General features: G+C 56.2%; 15 protein-coding genes. 5 read left to right on the forward strand and 10 right to left on the reverse strand.

The genetic code is table 11. The features are described from left to right. Positions 1 to 13: 13 nt before the first annotated feature. The 6 genes from J3U88_RS28740 to J3U88_RS28765 form a co-directional block, all read right to left on the reverse strand. Positions 14 to 1,261, reverse strand: coding sequence for an ABC transporter permease (locus J3U88_RS28740; RefSeq protein WP_207862466.1), 1,248 nt, complete (start codon positions 1,259 to 1,261; stop codon positions 14 to 16). A gap of 14 nt (positions 1,262 to 1,275) precedes the next feature. Further along, a complete protein-coding gene (locus J3U88_RS28745; protein WP_207862467.1) occupies positions 1,276 to 2,523 on the reverse strand; it encodes an ABC transporter permease in 1,248 nt (415 codons plus the stop codon). Further along, positions 2,520 to 3,209 (reverse strand): ABC transporter ATP-binding protein, encoded by a 690-nt coding sequence (locus J3U88_RS28750; protein ID WP_207862468.1) that lies wholly within the window; start codon positions 3,207 to 3,209, stop codon positions 2,520 to 2,522. The genes J3U88_RS28745 and J3U88_RS28750 overlap by 4 nt, the downstream gene beginning before the upstream one ends. 336 nt (positions 3,210 to 3,545) lie before the next feature. Then, entirely contained in the window at positions 3,546 to 4,883 is a 1,338-nt protein-coding gene (locus tag J3U88_RS28755; protein ID WP_207862469.1) for a DUF92 domain-containing protein, read from the reverse strand. Between the two features lie 36 nt (positions 4,884 to 4,919). Continuing rightward, on the reverse strand, positions 4,920 to 7,130 hold the full coding sequence (locus J3U88_RS28760) for an LPS-assembly protein LptD (protein ID WP_207862470.1): 2,211 nt from the start codon (positions 7,128 to 7,130) through the stop codon (positions 4,920 to 4,922). A 5-nt stretch (positions 7,131 to 7,135) separates the two neighbouring features. Beyond that, entirely contained in the window at positions 7,136 to 7,750 is a 615-nt protein-coding gene (locus J3U88_RS28765) for a hypothetical protein (RefSeq protein WP_207862471.1), read from the reverse strand. Between the two features lie 255 nt (positions 7,751 to 8,005). Here J3U88_RS28765 and J3U88_RS28770 point away from each other — a divergent pair, with 255 nt between their 5' ends. From J3U88_RS28770 to cutA, 5 genes are all read left to right on the forward strand, one after another. After that, positions 8,006 to 10,597, forward strand: a complete 2,592-nt coding sequence (locus tag J3U88_RS28770; protein WP_207862472.1) for a protein kinase domain-containing protein — start codon at positions 8,006 to 8,008, stop codon at positions 10,595 to 10,597. Between the two features lie 60 nt (positions 10,598 to 10,657). Further along, positions 10,658 to 10,891, forward strand: coding sequence for a hypothetical protein (locus J3U88_RS28775; protein ID WP_207862473.1), 234 nt, complete (start codon positions 10,658 to 10,660; stop codon positions 10,889 to 10,891). A gap of 210 nt (positions 10,892 to 11,101) precedes the next feature. Then, positions 11,102 to 11,989, forward strand: coding sequence for a M23 family metallopeptidase (locus J3U88_RS28780; RefSeq protein ID WP_207862474.1), 888 nt, complete (start codon positions 11,102 to 11,104; stop codon positions 11,987 to 11,989). A 340-nt stretch (positions 11,990 to 12,329) separates the two neighbouring features. Continuing rightward, a complete protein-coding gene (gene secA, locus J3U88_RS28785; protein WP_207862512.1) occupies positions 12,330 to 14,972 on the forward strand; it encodes a preprotein translocase subunit SecA in 2,643 nt (880 codons plus the stop codon). Between the two features lie 106 nt (positions 14,973 to 15,078). Then, on the forward strand, positions 15,079 to 15,411 hold the full coding sequence (cutA, locus tag J3U88_RS28790; RefSeq protein ID WP_207862475.1) for a divalent-cation tolerance protein CutA: 333 nt from the start codon (positions 15,079 to 15,081) through the stop codon (positions 15,409 to 15,411). Between the two features lie 150 nt (positions 15,412 to 15,561). Here cutA and J3U88_RS28795 read toward each other — a convergent pair whose 3' ends face one another. The 4 genes from J3U88_RS28795 to J3U88_RS28810 form a co-directional block, all read right to left on the reverse strand. Beyond that, the gene (locus J3U88_RS28795) at positions 15,562 to 16,569 is read right to left on the reverse strand and encodes an NHL repeat-containing protein (RefSeq protein WP_207862476.1); all 1,008 of its coding nucleotides are present in this window, start codon (positions 16,567 to 16,569) and stop codon (positions 15,562 to 15,564) included. A 127-nt stretch (positions 16,570 to 16,696) separates the two neighbouring features. After that, positions 16,697 to 17,791 (reverse strand): glycosyltransferase family protein, encoded by a 1,095-nt coding sequence (locus J3U88_RS28800; RefSeq protein ID WP_207862477.1) that lies wholly within the window; start codon positions 17,789 to 17,791, stop codon positions 16,697 to 16,699. An 11-nt stretch (positions 17,792 to 17,802) separates the two neighbouring features. Continuing rightward, the gene (locus J3U88_RS28805; protein ID WP_207862478.1) at positions 17,803 to 19,278 is read right to left on the reverse strand and encodes a GH3 family acyl-acid amido synthetase; all 1,476 of its coding nucleotides are present in this window, start codon (positions 19,276 to 19,278) and stop codon (positions 17,803 to 17,805) included. Then, a complete protein-coding gene (locus J3U88_RS28810) occupies positions 19,275 to 20,528 on the reverse strand; it encodes a hypothetical protein (RefSeq protein ID WP_207862479.1) in 1,254 nt (417 codons plus the stop codon). Before J3U88_RS28810 ends, J3U88_RS28805 begins: the two co-directional genes overlap by 4 nt. Between the last annotated feature and the right edge of the window lie 46 nt (positions 20,529 to 20,574).

Consider the following 20,574-nt stretch of genomic DNA (forward strand, 5'->3'; position numbering starts at 1 on the left):
TGGGTGAAGCGCTTTAGCTTTGAATGGCTTCGATGGGTTTGATCGAGGCGGCGCGTTGGGCCGGAATCAGGCCCGCACAACAACCACCGATCACCAAAATGAGAAAGGATGCAATGGCCGTGGGTAGATCGACCGAGGGGCGCAGGAACATGGCGGCGCCGTCACCGATGGCCAAATTAAGCAGTTCGACGACGCCGATCCCGAGCAAAAGGCCGATGTAACCCGCGAATGCGGTGATCACCACCGCCTCCTGCATGATCAGTGACACAATGGAAAAAGGCGTGGCGCCGATGGCGCGGCGAATGCCGATCTCGCGGGTGCGTTCCCGCACCACGATCAGCATAATGTTGCTGACCCCGATCACGCCTGCCGCCAAGGTACCCAGGCCGACGAACCACACGAACCAGCGAATGCCGTTGAACAAACCCAACATTTTGTTGAATTCTTCCTCGAGGTTTTCGTGGCCCAACGCGCTGATGTCGTCGGGATGAACCCGCTTGCGTTGCCGCAACAGCGCCATCATGTCGTTTTCAACGGTCATCGCCGACACGCCCGGTTTGGCGATGAAGCCGAACCAGCCGACCTGGTTTATGCGGTTAAAGGCTTGCTGTGCCGTGGTTAACGGAACATGAATCATTTGCACGTCGCGCGAGGCGTTGCGACCGGAGCGTTTTGAGGAAAACACGCCGACCACCTTAAAGAAAACCCCGTTAATGCGAATATACTCGCCAATCGGATCGACGCCCTGAAACAAAACCCGTTGCACCTCGCTGCCGATCACCGCGACCTTGCGGCGTTCCGCCACGTCGAGTGGGTTCAAGCCACGGCCTTTGTCGAAATTGACCAACAGCAATTTGTGGAAGGCGTCGGTGTCGCCGTAAATGCTGAAGGCCGCGGTTTTTTCTCTGTAAACCACATTGTTGCTGCCACCGAAACCGCCCAATTGCAGGCGCGGTGCCAGATGGTGCAAACCGTCCACCTCGTTTTCAAGCGCGGTCACGTCGTTCATATCGAAACGAATCGGGCGCCCCGGGCGCAGGCCTTGGTAGGGCATGGTGGTGCGTCGGCCCCACACAAAACCGGAACTGGTGGCCCAGGCCCCAAAATCCTTGGTGACCCCGTTGCGCAAACCTTCGCCGGAGCCCAGCAACAACAGCATGAGGAACAAACCCCAAAACACGCCGAACATGGTCAGCACGGTGCGTAATTTGTTTTTGCGGATCGTGGCCCAAATCTCCTGCCACTTGTCGTAATCAAACACGAGACGGCTCCTTGTTACTCATCACGCAGGGCGACGATGGGGTCGATGGCCGCGGCACGCCGTGCCGGAATCAAACCGGCGACCACGCCCGCCAAGACCAGAATCAGGGCGGCGCCCGCGGCGGCGTGCACGTCCACATGGGGGTCGCGGAAGAACTCGGGCGGGTTGCCCATGGTCCCCAACACGTGCTGCACCAGCTCCACCGTACCGATCCCCGCCACCAAACCAATGTAACCGGCGAGCACGGTTAAGGTCATTGATTCCAGCAGGAACAGGCCGATGATGTCGCTGGGTGGCGCGCCGATGGCCTTGCGCAAGCCGATCTCCTTGGTGCGTTCTTTGACCGAAATCAACATAATGTTGCCAACCCCGACAATGCCCGCGATGATGGTGCCGATGCCGACAATCCAAATGAACAGGGCGATTCCTTGGAACAACTGCAAAAACCGCTGGTAGTTTTCCACGTGGTTAAAAAGCCGTATGGCGCGCGGATCGTCGGGGCTGTAGACATGGCGTTCCGCCAGCAGGTTGCGCACATTTTGTTCGATGCGTTTGCTTTCTTCCAAATCGGCATCGCCCATGGTGAACATCAGGCGGTGAATGCGGTTGGCGCCGCCGTAGGCCGCTTGACCGGTGGTAATCGGAATATAAATCATGCGCTGTTCGCCCACGCCGCCCACGTCCGTGAAGACGCCGACCACCTTGTACTGAATCCCGTTAATGTCGATCCATTGGCCGATGGGATCGGTTTGCTTAAACAGGGTGTCAACCACGCGGTTGCCGATGACAGCCACCTTGCGGCGTTCGTCAATATCGCGTTCATTCAAAAAACGCCCCCGACGCATCTCTGTTTTTTCCAAGTACTTGTGGCCAGGATGGACGCTGCGAATGGGAAAGCGCGAGAATTGCAGACCGTTGCGAACCAAAAAATTGCCGCGAAGGTTGAAGCGCGCCGTAATGTGTTCCACGCCGGGAATGGTATCGCGTACCATCTCATAATCTTCAATCGTCAGGTTCACCGAACGGCCCGCCTTAAGCCCGCGGAAGGGTTCGCCGGTGATGCGCGGCGTAATCCAAATCGAGTTGGCCGCGTCGTCGCGAAACTGGTAGCGCACCCCGTTTTCCAAGCCGCGCCCGGCCGCCAGCAGCAGGATCAGCATAAAAATGCCCCAGGCGATGGAGAACATGGTTAGCGCGGTGCGCAACTTATTTTTTCGAACCGTTTGCCAAATTTCGAGCCAGTGATCCAGGTTGAAAATCACGAGGCGACTCCCGCGTTGTGGGTGTCGTTTTGGACCACGCCGTCGCGCAGGTGAATGGTGCGGCTGGTTTTTTCGGCGACTTCCGCCTCGTGGGTCACGATCACCACGGTTTTGCCCGATGCGTTCACTTCTTTAAATAGGTCCATCACTTGGTCGCTGGTTTGGGAGTCAAGGGCACCGGTGGGTTCGTCGGCGAGGATTACCTTGGGATCGCTGATCAAGGCGCGTGCGATGGCGACCCGTTGTTTTTGACCGCCGGACAGCTCGTTGGGCATGTGCTCGGCACGGTCGCCCAAACCCACCCGTTCCAGGAGTTCGCGCGCCTTGCGGTTGCGCTTACGGCGGCTGACCTTTTGGTAATAAAGCGGGAGCGCCACATTTTCCAGGGCATTCTTGAATTCGAGTAAGTGGAATGATTGGAACACAAATCCCAAGTAATGGTTGCGGTAATAAGCCGCCTTGCGTTCCGACAGACTTTTCATGAGGGTGCCGGCAAGGTGGTATTCGCCTTCTTGGTATTGATCGAGAATCCCGAGGATGTTGAGCAGGGTTGATTTGCCCGAGCCGGAAGGACCCATGATGGAAACCAGTTCGCCTTCCTCAATGTTGAGATCAATGCCTTTGAGTACTTCGAGAGAAAGTGAACCCATTTGGTACGACTTTCGGATTTGGTTGATGTGAATCATGAGCGCCTTTTCCAGGAGATGTGACCGAATCGTAGAGCAACAGGCGGGGAAACGGGAGAAAAAATCAAAGGTGGCGGAAAAAAGCGCACCTTGTCCCACGAGGCCGAGATGGGTCTTGCAGAGCGTATCACTTCTATAAGACGTTGGCTTTTCCGATAAGGTTTTGACGAGGTGCATTTTCTTTTAAAAAAAACGGCCCTTTGTTGTGAGATTTTGAAACTACTTGGCATGATGCTGGTTACGCGGGTGTTTTTTCGGGATGAATCAAGACGGGTTGGCCGGCTGTGGCCACGCGGGTGGTTGTGGTGGCGGCATGAGGGAGTCCCGTGAAAACCATCAACCCACAAAAGCGACCAAGGAACCCGTAACGACGGCGCCGATGAGGGTGTTGGCGAAATTCACCGAATCGTTGGTCATCAGGTCTTTGCGTTGGAAGGTGGCGCCCAGGATGCTGTCGGCGAGGTTGCCAACCGCGCCGCCCAAGACCACCGCCGCCGCGCCCCATAATCCCGCGCCGCCCCAAAAAGCGACCGCGGCGATAACAACCGCACCGATCAAACCCAACAAGGTGCCTTCCAGGCTGACCACGCCGTCATCGCCGCGTTGGCCGGATGTGAAGGTGACCACGTCCAGATAGCGGCGACCGTAGACATTCCCCAATTCAGAGGAAAGCGTGTCGGCCGTTGCCGAGGCCAGGGCACCCGCCGCGGCAACCGTAAAAACCGCTGCATGTTGGGGGAGCAGCAAGGCCAGCGTTGCCGCCGTCGCCGCCACCGCGCCGTTGCTGACCGCGTGCCGTACCGAGCGTTTGCCACCGTCTTCCTGGGCCACCCCGAGTTGGGTTTTCTCGGCGAACTTCCACTTAGAGGCGCCGACCGCCAACACAAAAAAAGCGAACAGGGCGGTAAAACCGGCCGGTCCGGCGCCGAGGTACAGAAGCGCCGCGATGACAAAACCGGCGATGCCGCCGGGAAGATCCATTTTTCGGGTGGCGATGCTTGCAAAGGCCAGAGCGCCGGCCAGACCGACGCCAAGCCACCATCCGCCTGGCAAGGGTGGCAATGCCTGCACTTGGCTCAGGGCAAAGACGGTGCAGGCCGCGGCGGTGGGTACCACCAGGTTGTCGTCAATCGTGCCTCGTGCCGATTCAAAGGCGGCCGCAACCACCAAAGCCGGTGCCAACCAAAGCAGCCAGGTGGCGCTGTCCGCGCCGAGTCGGCTCGCTTCCGGTAAACCCATGATCAGCAGCCAGGTTGCCGGGGTGCCGAGTAACACGAAAGCCGTCAGGCCTGAAATGCTTTTGTGGGGGTTCCAGGGAATCCGTGGTCCGCCCAGTTTTTCGCCGATAAGCCCGGCAAAACCGTCACCAAACGCCATCGCGCCCCAGCCGACCGCCATAAACACCTGGTTCTCGTAAAAAACCAGCGACAAAACCAGCAGGATCGCCGGGTAACACAACATGCCGATGGAGAAACCGCGGCGGCGATCCTCGGGGCGTTCCAGCATGTGACGGCTCACCAGGGGCAGGATCTTCCAGTTGAACACAAAGGCCGCGACGCACAAGACCGTGATCAACCACGGCGGTAGGCGTCCGATACAGAGGGCGAAACCAACCATGGAGATGTGGACCAAGCGGCGATAAAGGCCGCGGTAGGGTGAGGGTTGCGAACGCATGATTGGGGGAGGTTCCTTCGCGCGACCTGAAGCGGTCTAAAATTTGGTGCCCAGCTCGCCCAAGTTGCGCAGGTTAACCGTGAACCGCAAAAAGTCCTGGTTGTTGGCGTTGCTTGAGTCAAATGGTGAGCGTACATAATTAATCGTGAACCCGACGCACTGGCCCTGGTAGCCGTAGAGCAGTTGTTGGCTTTTGACATCGCTTTGGAGGATGTCGTAGTCAATGTAGAGTTTGAAGCGGGAACGGAACCGATCCAACCGCAATTCGCTGATGCCGATGAAGCTCTCTTGCTGGACCTGATTCATATCGGTGCTGGAACGGCGTTTGACGTAACCACCGTAGCCGCGCCAGTTGCCCTTGTTCACGCTGCCGTAAAACGAGAGGGCGTCGAGTACGCCTTCGTCCGGGTTGTAGTCGATGAAGCCGTTGCCGTGCAAGCCGCCCAAGCCGGAAAGTCGGAAGCGGGCCTTGATGGGTTCGTTGGGACGATCCGCGCCGTTGTCACTTTCCCAAGAAACTTCTTGGCTGACCTCGATTTCGCCCAGGGGACGCACTTTGCCGCGTGGTCCCGTGAACAGGCGGTGGTTCATGCGCCAAACCGAGGAGACATCGTCCCGGGTTTGGTTCAAACGGATTTCCAGTTCGTCCATTTCAATGCTTTCGATGAAGGAATCCTTGCGGCGACCGACCCCGGCGCGGATGTCGACGCCGGTATCGAAGTAGTGGACCAGACGGCGGTCCTCCAAATCGTAGGTGCGCCTGAGGCGGGGTCCCAGCAGTTCGGCGAACCCAAAAGCGCTGCCGCGCTCTTCATCGCGTTTGACGTCGTTGTCGTTACCCGGCGTTTCGTTGCCGTCGGGTACGGCACTGGAGAGGTCACCGGAATAAGACGCGCCGAACGCGGCAACGCCGAGTCTTGCGTGCAGGAAGGAGGTGAGCTCCACTGGTCGCGAAAGTTCCAGATCCATCCCGAAACGCGACAGGTCGCCGTCCAGTTGGTTGCCGCCGAGGTTGTCGAATTCGTACCAACCCGCGTAGATCTGGTTGCGGTAATAGAAACCCGCGCCGATATGGCGTTTGGGTTGGTAATAGCGCACATCCGGTAAGGCGTGAATGCCGATCACCGCGGGGTTGAGCCCGTTGGCGCGCTCGGCCTCGGTCAGGGACAGGATGCGGTCGAGACGGCCGAGGTTAATCGAAAGATGATCGCGGCCGACACCGCGGGCCCAGCGCGCGCGATAGGTATAGTCGCGGATGCGGGTTTGCTCGGCTTCTTCCAGAAAGTCGCGGTCGACGCTGAAGTCGGAGCCGGATTCGATGTCCATGGTGAAATCGGCGTTCCACAGTTTTTGGCGGTGAAACCAGTCGGCGCGAAAGCGTTTCTTTTTAAGCGGCTTACCGTCCTCGGTCGGGCGGTCGGCGACCGCTTGATCACCGATAATGTTGTCCAGGTAAAAGGTGCCTTTGAGTTCGCCCAGGAAGTTGTGGCGCGGCATATAGCGCATTTCTAAATCGAGGTTAAAACCGGCTTTATCGGCGTAGGCGGGTACAAAGGTCGCGTCGAAATCAGCGCGCGGCGCCCAGTAATAAGGCACGCTGAAGAAGGACCCGTTGCGGTCCGAACTCCCGGTGTCGGGTTGGAGGAACCCGGATTGGCGCTGACTCAATACAGGAATGATAAACCAGGGCAAGTAAATCACCGGCAGGCGTTTAATGCGAAATTTGGCATTGCGCACCACCGCATAACCGCCCCGTTCAATGGTGGCGTGGCTGATGTCCATCGACCATTGGGCGACGGGTTGGTTGCAGGCGGTGACCTTGCCGTTGTTGATGACGAAATAGGTGCCGCGATCATAGGCCTCGAGGCGGCTGCCGACGAAATAAAATTCGTCGCCGAACTGAGAGAAGACTTCCTCAAACACCGCGCCGCGGTTGTTGACGTCGTAGCGCACGGTTTGGGCCGCGATTTCAATCACGCCCATTTCGGTTGTGTAATCGATTTTGACATTGCCGGCCGCTTCAATCACGTTGGTGTTGGTGTAGTAAATCAGCTCATCGGCGGTCATGAGGATGTCGCGTCCGATGGTGACGCGCACGCCGCCGGTCACGATTTGACGGCCCTCGGCGTCGCGGTACTGATCACCGAGGTGTTGGATGATCAGTTCACGGTCGGCCAGATCGGCTTGGGCGCTCAAGGGCGCGCCACCGAGCATAAGCCAGGCGGCGAGAAGCAATCGGAAAAGCATGGATCTCACTTTTTGGCCCTTTCGCGTTTCAAATCATAGCGGCAGGCAAAATTCAGCAAATCGACACCGTGGTACAAACGGGGGATGCTGAGGGTGATCTGCTTGGGCCAGGTTTGGCCGGCCATTGGGCGGAACACCAAGAGTTGAAAGGCCTTGCCGCCGGGTGGGATTTCGGTGGTGCCGCGGATGAAGAGGCGCGCGAACCGTTCTTGTTCGACGGCGCGACCTGGCAGGGCCGACGGCCACAAATCGAGCATGCCCAATTTGGTGCCGACCGGGCGTCGTTTGCCGCTGAGGAGCTCGATTTGGTCCGGGTTAAACAGCAGGCGGTCCATGCCGCGGTTCTCGAGGGAAATCATAAAGGAGATCGATTGTTCGAGTTTTCGGGCGATGAGTTGGTGTTCCTGAACGGCCTTTGCGGCACCCATTCCGGCGAGGTAATCGCGCAATTCGTCGGCGGTCAGGTGGGTGATGCGGCATTCGACAGGTTCGCGATGGAGCACGACAGTGCGGTCCTCAACCTGGCCGATCTCGGGGATAACCGGTTGACCTTGGCTGACGAGAATGGTTTCGGGACCTTTGAAGAAGGCAATTAAATAAATGATAAGGAGTGTGTTCACCCAAACCTCGATTGGCGGTCAGACTGCGGACCCGGTTTCGCGTTCGGCGGACCAAGACAACCGATTTTAGCTCAAAGCGTATCAGCGCGCAAAAACTGTTTCGCGCCAAGTCTTTGGCCACCCTACCTGGGCGTTGCGTCGGGGGGCGGAAAATACAGAGGTCGGCGGGTATAAGGTTTTACAGCGGCTTTGCGAATGTGATATGTTGAGGCATTCGAGGCCCCAAAATAGTATTGCTTACTGGATCAAAATTTCATGACAAAGCAGGCGAAGATTCTCATCGCGGAACACGAAGAAAAAAGCCGTGATTCGTTGCAAAACCTCCTGAGGTCGGTAGGTTTTGAGGTGATTACAGCCCAAAACGGTCGAGAGGCCTTAGCCGTGGTGGATCGGGTGCTGCCGCAAGTCGCGATCATCGATCCACTCTTGAGCGGGATCGACGGTTTTTCCGTGAGTCAGCAGGTTTCCAAGAGTCATCCAGAGACGCGGATCATTATTTCCAGCGGCTCCCATCGCGGTGATCGTTACCGGCGCGACGCCCTTTCGAAGTATGGCGCCGCCGTGTTTTTGGAAAAACCTTACGCGGAACGCGATCTCATCGCCGCGGTCAAGTCGTGCCTGCGGCAGTTGGGTTTTAAGGAAGCCGCGGCCTCCCCGGAAGGTGAGTTGGATGCGACCTTACGCGACGAGAGTTTGGCGGGGTTGGCCCGTTCTGAATTTGACGACGGCGACGATATGAGCTTGGATGAAACCTACCGCGACGCCAGTCTCGACAATGTTGCGGTGGAGTTTGGCGGGATGACCGGCGAAGATATGGATGAAACCGTGCGGGACGAACCCAAGTTATTTGAGTCTTTTGGCAAGAAAGAGGGGTTACCCGACGAAGTGAATGAATTGCTGGATCGCCAAATGGGCGATTTTTCCCTGAAGCAGGGCAAAGCTTCCCCGGCCGCCGGCGCGGCCGGCTCGAAATCCGGTTTCTTGGGCAAAGGTGGTAGTAAACCCAAGCGCGAAGAAAGCCCGGCCATGACCATGCAGGTGCGCCCGGAAGACCTGCAGCGGGAGATCGAACGCATCAAAGAGAAAAACAAACAACAGTTTCCCGAGAACAAACGGGAGGAGCGCAACGCGGCTTCCCGCGTAAAAATCACCCAGTCCGAGGACGATACCTCCGGTATTTTGACCAGCAACGACATTTTTGGCGCCCTGATTGACGATATTGAATCGGGATCGGTGCCCGATTCGCCCAATGAGATTGCCGCCAATGGGGTGATTCACGCCTCCGATAACGATGCCGGCGTGGCCGCGGAGCAGGAAGCAGAACGCGAGCGGTTGAAGGAACTCAAGGCGGCCCGCGCCAAACAGAAAAATCAAAAAGGCGGGAAGGGCAAAAAAGCGAAAAACGCCGCGGCTGAAGCGCCTTCGACGGCTGAGTCGCCTTCGACGCCTGAGTCGCCTTCGAAATCCGAGGCGAAACCGGAACCCAAAGCGGAGCCTGTCGCCGAGCCGTCTCCTGCTGCCGGCCCGGAGCCCGTGATGGCCGAGGACGCCAAGGTGCCGCTGCCGCGGGAAACGCACCGGGACAGTCCCTTTGCGACCCAGCCGATTAGCGAAGAAGACCGCAAAAAAGCGATTTCCACCAAGCCGGTTGAGGACGATCTCGACCTGGACGATTTTCCCGATTACAGCAAAGAGTTGTTTTCCAACAACGCTACGGGTGGCAGCGGTAGCAACGAATACCAACTGCTCAGCAAAATCGCCTCCGGCGGTATGGCCGAGGTTTGGAAAGCCAAATTGGTTGGTGAGAAGGGTTTTGAAAAAATCGTCGCCATTAAGAAGATCCTGCCGCACCTGAGCGACAACGAAGAATTTATTTCGATGTTCATCGATGAGGCCAGGGTCGCCGCCAACTTGACCCACCCCAACATCGCGCAGATTTACGAACTGGGTAAAATGGACGACAGCTTCTTCATCGCCATGGAATACGTCGCCGGGCACAATCTGCGCATGGTGTTGAACCAGCTGAACCAGTTGAAGGTGACCATGGCACCCGAGGTGGTGGTGTTTGTGGGAATGAAGCTGTGTAACGCGCTGCAGTATGCCCACGTCAAAAAGAGCCACGACAACACCGCGCTGAACATTGTGCATCGCGATATTTCACCGCAAAACATTTTGATTAGCACCGAGGGTGAGATCAAGCTGGTGGACTTTGGGATTGCCAAGGCCTCGATCAAAGCAACCCAAACCGTGGCCGGTTCCCTGAAGGGTAAGTTGCTGTACATGTCGCCGGAGCAAGCCGAGGGCAAACCGCTCGACGGCCGCTCCGACATTTTTAGCTTGGGATCGGTGTTGTACGAGGCGTTGACCGGCAAAAAATTGTTTGCCGGCGACTCGGAGTTGTCGATTCTGAAGAACGTGCGTCAGGCAAAGTTCACCCGGCTCAGCGATGTGAATCCTCATGTGCCGGTTCGTCTGGAAAAAATCATTCTCAAGGTGCTTTCGAAAGATCTCGACAGCCGTTATGATCGGGCGAAAACCCTGGAGAAAGAGTTTAAGACGTACCTCAAAGAGGAGAAGATCCACATCAACGAAAGCGATGTGGCCGACTATATTCGCCTCATTTACGACAAAGACGTCGAGCGCCTTAAAAAGTTTGGGCGACCGGACGACGAACCCGGTGCCGATGAGGTGCCGAACAAGCCGAAGGTGATTTTGCCGGATACCGGTCAAATTGAGGCGTTTGAAGAGGAAGCCGTCGAAACCAAAAAAGGCATATCGCCGTTGGTTTGGGTCGGCCTCGGGCTCGTGGCCGCCGCCGCGGTTGCCGCTGTGATTTTATTGACTTGATTGAGCGACGGCTCTAGCCCGTCCAGGTACCGTCATTGACTTTTATTTGGGAGGACCCTTTTGATGGATGAAGAACGCAAGCAACGATACGAGGTAATGCTCTCCGAAACCCAAGAGATCATTCAAAGTATCGAACAAACGATGGAAGATGTGATTGCCGAAGCCAAACGCAAGGTTGAGGAGCTCAATGTCGAAAAAGACATCCAGCTGAACATCTACGGCAACTACTGTAAGTTGTTGGGCGTCGAAAACAAACTCGCCGGCGAGGATGACGACGACGAAGACGACGAATAATGTGATCGGGCCTGAAAAAGCGCAACGCGTTTCTTTTCAGGCCTTTTCTTTTGTGGATGCCGCATAGTGACCTCGGCCGTTTCGGCCGGGGACGCCGTCCCTTTTTTTGAAGGGCTTTTCAATTTGCGAATCTATGCTAGACTAACCCCCGGCTTGGGCAAGGTATGCCCATGAAACGCTGTACAAGCACCGAGTAGGTTCACACCCTCCATGAAAAAAACCAAGTACAACATCGTCGTTTTTAGCGACGACGACGGTTGCCACCGCCAATTTCGTATTACGTCCCGGTCGCTGCAAGTCGCAGCCGGTGTGGTAGGAACGGGTTTTATCGTTCTCGCCGGGCTCGCGCTGGTGGCCTATAAGAATTTTTCCCACAAAGACGAATACCTTAAGGTGGTTGACGAGAACGCCCAGCTTCACGAAGCCAACGAGCGTTACCTTTCCGCGACCATCGAGATCGAAAAAAAGTTAAAACACTTCCAAGAGAAAACCACCAAATTGGCCCAACTTGTCGACGCGGACACGGCCTTGATGGGATCCGGCGGGATCGGCGGTGCCGATGTTTTTGCCGAGGAGGAACTCAACCAGTTCCTGCGTTACGATCTTGGATTGTTGCGTCGACGAACAGAATTACTGCAATCGGAACTTGACGACGTTGAGCGTGATTTCGTTACCAAAAGCGAGATCCTCGAATCGACACCGTCGATCATGCCCACCCAAGGGTGGATTTCCAGCACCTTCAATTATCGGAAAGATCCTTTCACCAAACGGCGAACGTGGCACAACGGCCTCGATATTTCTTGTCCAACGGGCACGCCGATTTACGCACCCGCGCGGGGGAAAATTTCCTACCGCGGTTACCAGGGTGGCTTTGGCAACCTGATTGAAATCAATCACGGCAACGGGATCACCACCAAGTATGCGCATCTCAGTAAGTTCAACGTCTCGAAAGGCCAGATGGTCAAACGAGGCGATTTGATCGGTTTCGTCGGAAATACCGGCCGATCGACCGCCCCTCATTTGCACTACGAAGTGCATAAAAATGACAAGGCGGTCAATCCTCGGAAGTTTATTTTCGACGAAAGCCTAACTTACTGAGCCCGGAGCCGCATACATTCCGATAGACAATGAAACGGTCGCCGTTTCGTTGGGGAGTTGTTGCTAATACCCGTTGCCTCAACCTACATTGTTATTCCGTGGGGAATCGCCCTCACCCGCGCCCGCGCGACCGAACCCGGTTGGCCCGGGTCGTCCGGGATCGGCGATTTTTCCCGTTTGACGCACGCGCCCTCGCGTGCTTTTGCCTTTTCGAGCGGTTCTCTTTCGAGACAGCCCCTCGGAAGCGCGGTTTTGAATCTCTAGCGCGTTCCTTACTGCATCGGGTATTTCGCTTTGTGGCGCATAAACTTGGAAATACACCCACCTTGGAGTCTTAGACATGCTGAAAGCATTAAAAAAGGTTTTTGGTTCGAAAAACGAACGAGAAATCAACAAATTAAAGCCGGTTGTCGAATTTATTCATAGCCTTGAACCCGAGTTTCAAGCCCTTTCCGACGACCAACTGAAAGCAAAAACCGGTGAGTTCATGGAACGCATCGAGGGCGGCGAACCTGTCGATTCCATCCTGCCCGAGGCCTTTGCCGCGCTGCGCGAGGCGTCCGTCCGGGTGATGGGCATGCGCCATTACGATGTCCAGATGATGGGTGGCATTATCCTCAACCGCGGTTCCATCGCCGAGATGCGGACCGGTGAGGGTAAAACCCTGACGGCAACCCTGCCCGTCTACCTCAACGCCCTGACCCGCCGCGGCGTCCACGTTGTTACGGTGAACGATTACCTGGCCAAACGGGACTCGGAGTGGATGGGTCGGCTTTACAACTGGATGGGCTTGTCCACCGGTTGCATCCTCAACCAAATGAGTGATGACGAGCGCAAAGCCGCCTATGAATGTGACATCACCTATGGGACCAACAACGAATTCGGCTTCGATTACCTGCGCGACAACATGAAGTTTCAACCGGACACCTTGGTTCAGCGCGAGTTCCACTTCGCCATTGTTGACGAGGTTGACTCGGTTCTGATCGATGAAGCGCGTACCCCGCTCATCATCTCCGGCCCCTCCGAGGGCAATACCCAAAAGTACTACGACGCCAACCAGTTGGTACTGAAACTGTCGCCGGAACACGCCGATGTTGATGAAAAAGACCACCTCGCCATGTTCAACGAGGCGGGCATCAAACGCCTGGAAGAACTGCTCAAGGTCGAGAACCTTTACGACATCGAACACATCCAAATCCTGCACGCGCTGGAACAAGCATTGCGCGCCCACAACCTGTTCACCCGCGACGTGGATTACGTGGTTAAAGAAGGCGCGGTTGTCATTATCGACAGTCACACCGGGCGTCCCCAGCCGGGTCGTCGCTATTCCGACGGTTTGCACCAAGCGCTGGAAGCCAAAGAAGGCGTGACCATCGAGAAGGAAAACCAGACGCTGGCGTCGGTTACCTACCAGAACTTCTTCCGCATGTACGAAAAGTTGAGCGGCATGACCGGTACCGCCGAAACCGAGGCCACCGAATTCCAGAAGATCTACAAGCTGGAAACCTATGTCATTCCCACCAACAAACCCATGATTCGCGACGACCGCAACGATCAGGTTTACGGTTCGAACAAAGCCAAGCTCGAAGCCTTGGTGGAACAGATTCAAACAGAAAACGCCGTCGGCCGACCGGTTCTGGTCGGTACCGTGGCGATTGAATCCTCGGAACAGGTTAGCCAGTTTTTGACCCAGCGCGGCATTAAACACGTTGTTCTGAACGCCAAGTTCCACGCGCAGGAATCGGAAATTGTCGCTCAGGCCGGCCGTCTCGGCGCCGTGACCATCGCCACCAACATGGCCGGTCGTGGGACCGACATCATCCTGGGCGGTAACCCCGAAATGCTGGCCCAGTCGGAAGCGGCGCGCAACAAAGACGCCGATTACGAGGAACTGCTTGCGAAATACACCGCCCAGTGCGAAGCCGACAAAAAGAAAGTGCTTGAGTTGGGCGGCTTGGCCATCCTGGGCACCGAGCGCCACGATTCGCGCCGCATCGACAACCAGTTACGCGGCCGTGCCGGCCGTCAAGGTGACCCCGGTATGTCGCTGTTCTTCCTGTCCTTGGAAGACAAACTGCTGCGGTTGTTCGGCAACGAGCGCATGAAAAAAATGATGAAAGCGCAAATGACCGACGGGCTGCCCATCGAACACTCATGGATTTCCAAGGCCATTGAGCGGGCCCAGAAATCGGTTGAAGGCCGTCACTTCGAAGCGCGCAAACACACGCTCGAGTACGACGACGTCAACAACAAGCAGCGCAACACCTTCTACGCGTTGCGTCGCCAAATGCTGTTCGGCAACGCGCGCGAGTACCTGTTCAAGCGCGCCCGTGCCATTGTCGAATTCACGGTGAACGACTACCTGGCCCTCCAGAAAGCCAATGAAGATGATCGCGGTCGTGTCGAGGAAACCCTCAAAAGTATTTTTGCCTTTGAGTTGCCCGAGGATCGCAAGATCGAGGAATCGCTGATCGAAGAAGTCATCACGCGCATGCAAGAAGACTACAGCGAGAAATGGGACCATCTCGGTTTGCCCGAGGACGTGATTGAAAACCACGAGCGTTTCATCATGCTCTACATGATTGACCAGCAGTGGAAAGACCACATGCGGGTGATGGATTCCTTGGAGCGCGCCGTAAAACTCCAGGGTTACGCCCAGCAAGATCCGCTAACCGTGTACAAACGGGACTCCTTCAAAGAGTTCAACGCCTTGATGGACCGTTTGGACGAGGAAGTCGTCAAAACCTTGGTTCACGTTCGCCCGCAATTGCAAAGCGAATCGCTGAGCCAGATGAAACGCGAACGCGAAAAAGAAGAGAAGGCGATGCAAATGGCCGGCGGCGGCGAAGACAAAGCGGAAGAACCGCAAAACGTCAAAGCGAAACCCGTGCGCCGCACCGAGCCCAAGGTCGGCCGTAACGAGCCGTGCCCCTGCGGCAGCGGGAAAAAGTACAAAAAGTGCCACGGCCTCGCCAAGGTCTAAGCAGCGTTTTTCGTTAGCATAAAAAAGGCGTGTCTCCCCGGGGACACGCTTTTTTGCGTTTCGGCGCGGCGTTATACTGACAAAACCAGACAGGGGAGGGGTGGTTATGAGCGCGGTTCAATCCGATTATGTTTGGGTGTATATGACCCATGGTCAAGTGGACGAAGCGAAAGCCATGGTGCGTCAGTTACTGGAAGAGCGGCTGATTGCCTGCGCCAACATCAACGACGGCATGACCGCCATGTACTGGTGGGACGGCGCGGTTCAAGAAGACAGCGAGTGTTTCATCATCGCCAAAACGCGGCGCGACCTGTTCGAGCAATTGACAGACCGGGTCAACGCCCTACACCCCTACGAGGTGCCTTGCGTGATCGCCCTGCCGATCCAGGGCGGCCACGAACCCTATTTGTCCTGGCTAGAAAAAGAGACACGCGGCTGATTAAGTCTAAGAAGTGCGATTAACCGGTCTGCTTATCTTTCACTTTCCGTGTGTCTCGTTTGCGCCGATTCGCCCATTTTGCTAGGAAGGTCTGGTGCTGCCTTGTTCGTGATAACAGAGCTTTTCAGTTTGGATGTGGGGCTTGCTGATTTATCGGTTCTTGCTTGCGGCTAAAATGGCCGGCAACTCAGAAAGCTGAGCTTTTTGGATGAAAACCTCTTCATTTTTGAAGATATTGACATAGGCGAACCCGTTGTACTGCATTAATACCCTGAAAATTTTATCCTCTGGGCCTCCCTTTATGGGGACGCGTTTGCCTGATAGATCGAATGCGAAGTCGGGTTTAATTCGTCCCGGCCTTAATAAGCCATAGGCGATAAGATGGTCGTCCACCGTGTATTCCAGTTTCTGAATAGGCGGGAAATAGTTAGGGAAATTAAAAGACGAAGGGGTCGAATCCAAAGCGTTATACGCTGTTAGCATTGCAAGCATTCTTTTTGCCGATATTTCTCCCCATTCCCGGTCATAGGGAATGCGTTCTACTTTTTCTTTAATCGTATGCAGTAACGTCCCCGTGTGTGTATCGAAAACCTTAATAGAAAAACGTTGTTTATCGGCGATTGCCATTCGATTTCGCATTTTTGAAAATGCGGGCGGAATCGGTCGTCCTTCTGGATTGAAGGAGGTTCCTTCAAAAGAAGTATCAAGGTCGGTGGCCAGAATTCGTTGCTGCTTGAAGTCACGGGAAAGCCAGATAAGCTCAATGTACTGCATGCTTTTTGAACGTTTAAGCGCAATCCAACTTTTTCCGGTGGGAAACCAGTCAGCATCAAAGGGTTTTCGGATTTTTTCACGTGGCTTACCATCATCATGAAAAAGCGTAAAGAAGCCCGTGTCCTCCACATAAACAGCGCCGTCTAGGTAGTTGATGCTGCTCGAAAAGCTGAATTCACCGGGACCTTCGCCTTTTCCGCCAAAGGTCTTTAAGCGTGTTATCTGGGTAGAATAATGGCGCACTTGATGCTCTTCAGGATCTAAAATGTAAAAGGTCCCATCATCTCCCTTGGCAAAGTTCCTTGGAAAAAGGGGTTGGTAAAGATCTACAGGTCCTATCGTGGTTTGGCTCTGCAGCGCTAAAGCAAAAAGAAGATATATCATAACTGCCCTTTTATTAGCTTGTTGGTTGCATTTGTTGTGCTTCCCCAAGTGAATTTTGATGATATTCAGCAGGGGATAATAAAGACCTGGATTTTTTTGCCGAAATCACCGTGAGTTATCGCGCTTCTTAGGTTAAAGAACCCAGGCGTGGGATTAAGTAATTCGCGACTTGGTCCGCGCCGTTGATCTTTTCTTTGCGGTTGGGCGGCAAGGCCAGGTAATCGCCCAATTGATCCAACCAGCGACCGTTGTGGAAGTCGCCCTCGGCCATGGCGCGGGCCGGCATCTTCGCCTTGATAAAGGCTTCGATGGCAATGGATTCGCGAAAGTTGTCGCGGGGAATATAGGCGAAGGGCACACCCGCGTGGTACACCTCCGCGAAGGTGCTGTAACCCAGCTTGCCGACCACCAAATCACAGGCCGCGATCAGGTCGGGATGGTAGGGATTGTCCTCCCAGCGCGGGCAAATTAAGTTATCGCCCGCGTGGTCGGTTCCTGGCATCATGAAGGTGATGTCGTGCCGCGTTTTTAACGCTTCGATATAGTTCATCTCTTGGCCGAACCCGCCCATGGTGATGAGGACCAGCGGACGCGCGTCGGCCAAACCGAGCCGCCGACGTTGTTCCACACGGCCCAAGCGAATCGGCCGTGCAATGGGTTCGAAGCAAGGGGCGCCCGGTTGGGGATCGCTCACGGGTTTGGTTTGCAAATGGAAATCGGCCTTTTCGCACCAGGTTCGCAAGATATCGATGATTGGCTGAAAGCCTGGCTCGTCCTCCAGGAAATCCTCGTAAATCCAATGAAAGGTGAAGTTTTCAATCAGGACCGAGGGCACAGCCGCTTGCGCCGCGACCGCGATGCCCAAGGGCGCGATATCGCAAAACACCGCGCGCACCGCCAACCGTTTCACCTGCTCGGTCAAATGCGAAACCTTGTCGGGATCGAGGGGATAAAACCGATTAAGGGCCGCGAGGCTCGCGGTTAAGTCTACTTCCAGCGCGCTTTGCTGAATCAAACCCACGTCGGTTTCGGTTGGGAAAATGGTGAAACGATCCCCCAAAACCTGGCGAAACAAAAGCTCGGGCAGCTTGGAGAAGATGTGGAAATGGAAACGGGGTTCCCGCGCGGCAAGGGCCGCCATCACCGCCGCCGCGCGCGTGGCATGCCCGAAGCCGTGGTGGGTGATGAAATAAGCGACATTCAAGCGATCCGAACCGGGCATCGGGGACCTCCCTAACCAAAGGTGTCGAGCAGGGTTTGCACTTCCTCCGGGCTGAGTAGGCGCGGGAATTTTCGCTGGCCGCCCTCGGCACGACCGATGGCTTCCAAGAAGGTGCCCCGTTGTGGGACCATCACCAGCCGCGGCGGGTTGATGCGCCCGTCGCCGCGGTAATCGTCATAATCCTGGTTCTCACCGCGCAAGCCTTGGTCCAAGCGGTCGGCCCAGGCGGCATCCGGCTGGTGTTCCCCGATGAGAAACCAGACGTGTCGCCGTGTTTCGATGTCGGGACCCAGCGAGAAGTCGGCGAAGGAGGGGGTGACGGCCATCATCGCACGTTGGAGTTCTTGTTCCGTGACCTTTTCGTCAAAGGCGCTGGTGGTTTTGTCGCGCCCGACCCGGTCGAGGACGAGCGGGTTCACTGAACGGAATATCAGCACGTCGCCGATACGGTAACGCCACAGGCCGGAACAGGAACTGACCACCACGCGATAGGGGGTTTCGACCTCTAAGTCAGCGTAACCGTGGAGTTTGCCTTGATCATCCTCAAATTCGTAGAACACGCCGTAGTGATGCTGGAAGCGCATGCCCTGTTCGCCGGGCACTTGGAAGGCGCCGATCCCGATTTCCGAGGCCGCGTAGACTTCCACGGTGGTGACCCGCGGCCCGGCCAGCGCTTCAATTTTGGCGCGGTAGGGTGTGATCGCCATGCCGCCGTGAATCAAAAATCGCAGGTGCGGCATGGTTTCTTCAATCGAACGACCGCTTCGTGCGGCAACGGCCTCCAACAACGTGAGTTGCCAAATGGGAATGCCGGATATGGCGCCGACGGCTTTGCCCGAACAGCAAATGTCGACGAGGGCGTTGAGGCGACGTTCCCAGGGTTCGAGCGACGCCACCTCGGGCGGCGGTTGGGTTAATCGGTCTAACAAACGGGGGGCGAGGTATTTGGTTAGCGCGGACATATCGCCTGCCAAGACGCCGTTTTCATCACGGGCCAGGTTGGTGCTGCCCGCCATGTACAGGGTCTGGCTCAAAAGCGGTGCTTGTCCCGGCTGGTCGGCGAGCAAGTGCGCGAAAAAATCGATGGCGGCTTTGCGGTTGATCGACGCCATTTCGGCGGAGTAGGGCACGAATTTGGTGCGGCCGCTGGTGGTTCCCGACGACAGGCAAAACATGTCGACTCGGCCTGGCCAAGCTTCATCAACCAGGGGTTGAACGCCCGCGGCGGCGAGCGGACTCCGTGCGCCGAGCCATTGCACCCAGGTGTCGTAATCCAGCACCGGCACGCGCTGCTGGAAGGCGGCAAACAGATCGGGCTGCCGCAACACATCCGCGAAGCCGTACGCTTTGCCGTAACGCGTGTTTTGGGCGCGGGTCAGCAGGTCGCGCAAGGTGTCGTGCGGGGTGCCGCTTGGGCGTCGTTGTGTGCGGCGACGGGCCCAGGCGCCCGCGAGCGGTTTGATCAACGGCGCCAAGAGTCGGGTCATAGGGTTAAACCCTCCAGCCAGGGGTCCAGGTGTTCAATAAAACGTTCCGCCTGGAAAATCAGATCCGAGTGGGTGACCTTGCGACTGGGATCCTTGCTGTACACAAATTCGACCTTTCCGTCGGGGAAAATGGTTTTGAGGGTGTTGATGTCGGAAAAGGATTTGAGCGTGGGCGAGTTGGGTGCCATCACGTCGCCTTCACCCTCGGCAAACAGCACCATGGTGGGAACGTTGGACAAATAGCTGTTGGTCAGTGGCTCCAAGTCTTTGAGGTCCAGGTAACGGTGGAAGTAACCGGAATCGGAGCCGATGTCCTGCTCGAAGATGGCCAGGACCTCGTCCTCAATGGAAAACACCGGGATCAGGTCCTTGGAGGTGAAGTTGAGAAAGTCGCGGCCGGAGACAAACATCTTCTGGAAAATGGCGCGGGCCTTTTTCATGGCTTGGGCGACGGCTTCCGGGTCGTTGGGATCGATCCCGACGAGGTTGGAAATGGCGCGGCCCACCAAGGTTTTTTGGCGTTTGGTGGCTGAATCGACCACGTCGTCGAGGCAAAGGACCGGGCTGATGAGGGCGACGCCGCGAATTTGCACGCGGTCGATGTTGCCGGTTTCGTTGAGCCAGCGCAGGAAGTTCACAATCACGCTGCAGCCGAAACTGGTACCGATCAGGAACGGCGAGCCTTTTTTGCCGACGTGTTTAATTTTGCGGTTGTTGATATCGAGGATCAGATCGAGGATCTGGTGAAACACTACTTCCTTGTGGAACCGACGGGCGGGGTAGTTGATGTAATAAGCGGAGCCGTACTTGAGGAAGGCCTTGCGCAGCAGGTAAAACGCCTCGTTGCCGTCGGGCACGAACCCGGGAAAGAGCAGGGCGGGGTTGTTGCGCATGCGGTAGTGTTTTTCTTTGTAAATCGCGCAGGCCAGTTCGTCGAAAGGGCGCGAGGTGCTTTCGATATCGCGGCGCAGTTCGTGCAAGCGCGGATTGGCGCGGCCTTTGAGCTTGAAGCGTTTGATTTTACGGCTGAGGTGGGTCCGCGCGATTTTGGCGACGACCAAGTTTTCGACGATTTGAGAAATGGCGTCGTCGTCGAGGGGTCCGCGTCGGTTATCGATACGGCCGACTTTGGCGTTGATTTGTTCGGCCACTTCCTTGATTTTGAAGAAGCGACTTAGTTTTACAAATTTCAGATACCAGCGAACCTTGGGATTTAGGTTCTCACCGATCTGAAAATAATCCTTGTCCATGTGTGCTCAACAAAAGACACGGCCTCGGCGCCGCGTCGTGGGATTC

The sequence above is a fragment of the Acanthopleuribacter pedis genome, assembly GCF_017377855.1.
Taxonomy (GTDB): domain Bacteria; phylum Acidobacteriota; class Holophagae; order Acanthopleuribacterales; family Acanthopleuribacteraceae; genus Acanthopleuribacter; species Acanthopleuribacter pedis.

Bases quoted from the DNA above. Each gene is read 5' to 3' on its own strand.
- cutA (WP_207862475.1), top strand. From the start codon at position 15,079: ATGAGCGCGGTTCAATCCGATTATGTTTGGGTGTATATGACCCATGGT.
- secA (WP_207862512.1), top strand. From the start codon at position 12,330: ATGCTGAAAGCATTAAAAAAGGTTTTTGGTTCGAAAAACGAACGAGAA.
- J3U88_RS28805 (WP_207862478.1), bottom strand. From the start codon at position 19,278: ATGACCCGACTCTTGGCGCCGTTGATCAAACCGCTCGCGGGCGCCTGG.
- J3U88_RS28760 (WP_207862470.1), bottom strand. From the start codon at position 7,130: ATGCTTTTCCGATTGCTTCTCGCCGCCTGGCTTATGCTCGGTGGCGCG.
- J3U88_RS28755 (WP_207862469.1), bottom strand. From the start codon at position 4,883: ATGCGTTCGCAACCCTCACCCTACCGCGGCCTTTATCGCCGCTTGGTC.
- J3U88_RS28770 (WP_207862472.1), top strand. From the start codon at position 8,006: ATGACAAAGCAGGCGAAGATTCTCATCGCGGAACACGAAGAAAAAAGC.
- J3U88_RS28800 (WP_207862477.1), bottom strand. From the start codon at position 17,791: ATGCCCGGTTCGGATCGCTTGAATGTCGCTTATTTCATCACCCACCAC.
- J3U88_RS28750 (WP_207862468.1), bottom strand. From the start codon at position 3,209: ATGATTCACATCAACCAAATCCGAAAGTCGTACCAAATGGGTTCACTT.
- J3U88_RS28795 (WP_207862476.1), bottom strand. From the start codon at position 16,569: ATGATATATCTTCTTTTTGCTTTAGCGCTGCAGAGCCAAACCACGATA.
- J3U88_RS28810 (WP_207862479.1), bottom strand. From the start codon at position 20,528: ATGGACAAGGATTATTTTCAGATCGGTGAGAACCTAAATCCCAAGGTT.
- J3U88_RS28780 (WP_207862474.1), top strand. From the start codon at position 11,102: ATGAAAAAAACCAAGTACAACATCGTCGTTTTTAGCGACGACGACGGT.